Genomic DNA, 2,411 nt, shown 5'->3' with positions numbered 1-2,411 from the left:
TTTTTTTCAAAAAAAAAAAAAAAAAAATAGATAATTTTCAAAATATAGAAATTTATAAATAAAGTTAAGATAATTCAATTTTTGTTAACGGTTTATAAATAAAAAATTATTATTATAGAGAGTAGATTACTTCGCTACCGCTCGTAATGACAATTATTTTCATACCGTCATTGCGAGGACGAAGTCCGAGACTAAAGTCCGCCTTCGGCGAGCAATCCACTATTAAGAAAGTTAAATTTTAAAATAGAATTTTATTAATTAATGACAAATTCTAAAAATCTAAACATTAATAATTGATAAATAATTAAAAAAGATATATACTTAATAATTATATCAGGAGATTTTAAATGAACGATAATTTTATTAAATATAGCTCGCCAGCAAATCTTATATCGCTAACTATAGACAAATCTTACAATATAACCGATTTAAATATTGACGAAAGTATGCTGATTAAAGAACAGAAAGAACTTTTGGAAGAAATGTTAACCTCGAGCGTGAACGAAGCGATTGCTAAAATAAAAGAATTAAATCCGATTGACGATAAAACCAAATTTGACGCGAAAGATTTAAATAAAATATTCGGCGACTTGGCAAAAATGTCTTCGGTTAGATTTGAAAATGGTAAACCCATTTTAAGTTTTTCTTTGGATTCCATAAGCCCAGATATTATGTCGAAAGTAAACAGTATGATGGACGAATTGGATAAAAACCGCGATGAAGACGAATAAAGATAATCTAATAAAAGAGAATCAATTTTGAATATAATTCCTTCTTTAGACAAACTCGCTCAAATAATATCTCGTCTCCCGGGAATCGGCGGAAGAACGGCAATGAGACTCGCTTTATATTTATTTGAAAGCGATAAAGAATATTTGGAAGAATTTTCAAAAGCATTATCCTCGCTTCATGAAAATATAAAACTCTGCATCGAATGTTATTCTTTAAGCGAAAATAATATTTGCCCGATATGCGCAAGCGAAAGAAGAGATAAAACGAAAATATGCGTTGTGGAATCCTATCCCGATATACTTGCCATAGAAAAAACGGAAGAATATGACGGAGTTTATCATGTTTTGGGAGGTTTGATAGAGCCTCTTAAAGGAATAGGAATAAGTGACATAAGAATAAAAGAACTTGTGGGGAGATTAAACGATAATATAGACGAAATAATAATAGCTTTCAGCGCGTCTTTGGAGGCGGATACTACGGCATCTTATATATACAAAACTTTAAGAAACAATAATTATCATAATTTCAAAGGAAAAATTACCCGAATAACTTACGGAATCTCTCTTTCAAGCGATATAGAAAATGCCGATTCTCGTTCTTTGGCAAGAAGCATTTTAGACAGAACCGATATGAATTAATTTTTATTTATTTATAATATTATCTATCGCGTCTTTCAAATTAGTAAAAGTGGCGTCCGTTATATAATATCTGTTATTATCGTTTTCAAGCGCCACTTCATAATTATTTTCTCTATTATTTTTATTCAAAATCTCATAAAAGAAAGTTTCGGAATCGGTGGATATTTCAATTTTATACAAAACGGAATTTTTATTTGAATCTTCTTTGATTAATCCGTCCGCTTTCAAGTTGGCTATCGTATAAACTTGTCCGTATAAATCGTTAATGTTTATAGTAGAATCGTTATCTTTTATCCAATTTGTAGCGCCTTCGGATTTTTCCAAAGTATAATCTCTATTATTGTAAGAAATTATAATTTTATTTATAGAATCGTTTCGCACTGACGAAATCGTTTTATTTATAATATCGTCTTCGCTTTTATCGAATATATCTTTAGGATTTGAAGATAAATTTCCAAGCAAATATATATTTTTATCTTTATCAATTTGGGAATATACATTATTTCCGAGATTTGATTTCATTCCGAATCTTATATTTCTAACTTCTTTTGAAGAGCCGTCAATCGCTATAACATTTAGCGACTCATCGTCAAAGAGTCTGTATTTTTCTCTATCTTCTTCTTCGGCGTCTCCTCTTGAAATTATTTCCACAGGCTGAATCGAATTAAGAGCGTTCGTCATATCTGCAACAATATCCGAATCGGCTTTATATTTATCATTTACCGTCCATTTGCCTTCTTCAAGTTTTATTGATAAAGTTTCGTTTGTTCCTCTGCTTATTTTTATTTCGGTTATTCCCGAATCAATCGCTTTCAAAGTGGGAAGAGAATAGCCTCTATTTTTTAAGAACATAGTTAATACTAAAATTACCGCCAAAATTATTATTATAGACGAAAGAATCGCGTATTTTTTTCCTATTTTTTTATTTATCATATTTACTGAATTTACTTCGGACATAGAAAATATCTCCTATCAATCAAATTAATTAAAATTAGTTAGTTTAATATACTATAAATAATGAAAATTGTAAAGCCTATAAAA

At 29.4% G+C, this 2,411-nt stretch carries 3 protein-coding genes; 2 read left to right on the top strand and 1 reads right to left on the bottom strand.

Annotation, left to right across the window (positions count from 1 at the left end):
- Window positions 1-347: 347 nt before the first annotated feature.
- Window positions 348-731 (top strand): YbaB/EbfC family nucleoid-associated protein, encoded by a 384-nt coding sequence (locus ACR0QS_RS12820; RefSeq protein WP_432633842.1) that lies wholly within the window; start codon window positions 348-350, stop codon window positions 729-731.
- A gap of 27 nt (window positions 732-758) precedes the next feature.
- Window positions 759-1,370 (top strand): recombination mediator RecR, encoded by a 612-nt coding sequence (recR, locus tag ACR0QS_RS12815; RefSeq protein ID WP_432633841.1) that lies wholly within the window; start codon window positions 759-761, stop codon window positions 1,368-1,370.
- Between the two features lie 3 nt (window positions 1,371-1,373).
- Here the strand turns inward: recR and ACR0QS_RS12810 are convergent, their stop codons facing one another.
- Window positions 1,374-2,327 carry a DUF4340 domain-containing protein gene (locus tag ACR0QS_RS12810; protein WP_432633840.1) on the bottom strand — a complete coding sequence of 318 codons (954 nt, stop codon included), beginning with the start codon at window positions 2,325-2,327 and terminating at the stop codon, window positions 1,374-1,376.
- Window positions 2,328-2,411 lie beyond the last annotated feature (84 nt).

Source organism: Brachyspira sp., assembly GCF_050873525.1.
Taxonomy (GTDB): Bacteria; Spirochaetota; Brachyspiria; order Brachyspirales; family Brachyspiraceae; genus Brachyspira.
Note: the sequence above shows the minus strand (reverse complement) of the source record. Positions and strands in the feature narration are given on the sequence as shown.

Coding starts and splice junctions, on each gene's coding strand:
- ACR0QS_RS12820 (WP_432633842.1), top strand. CDS start 348: ATGAACGATAATTTTATTAAATATAGCTCGCCAGCAAATCTTATATCG.
- ACR0QS_RS12810 (WP_432633840.1), bottom strand. CDS start 2,327: ATGTCCGAAGTAAATTCAGTAAATATGATAAATAAAAAAATAGGAAAA.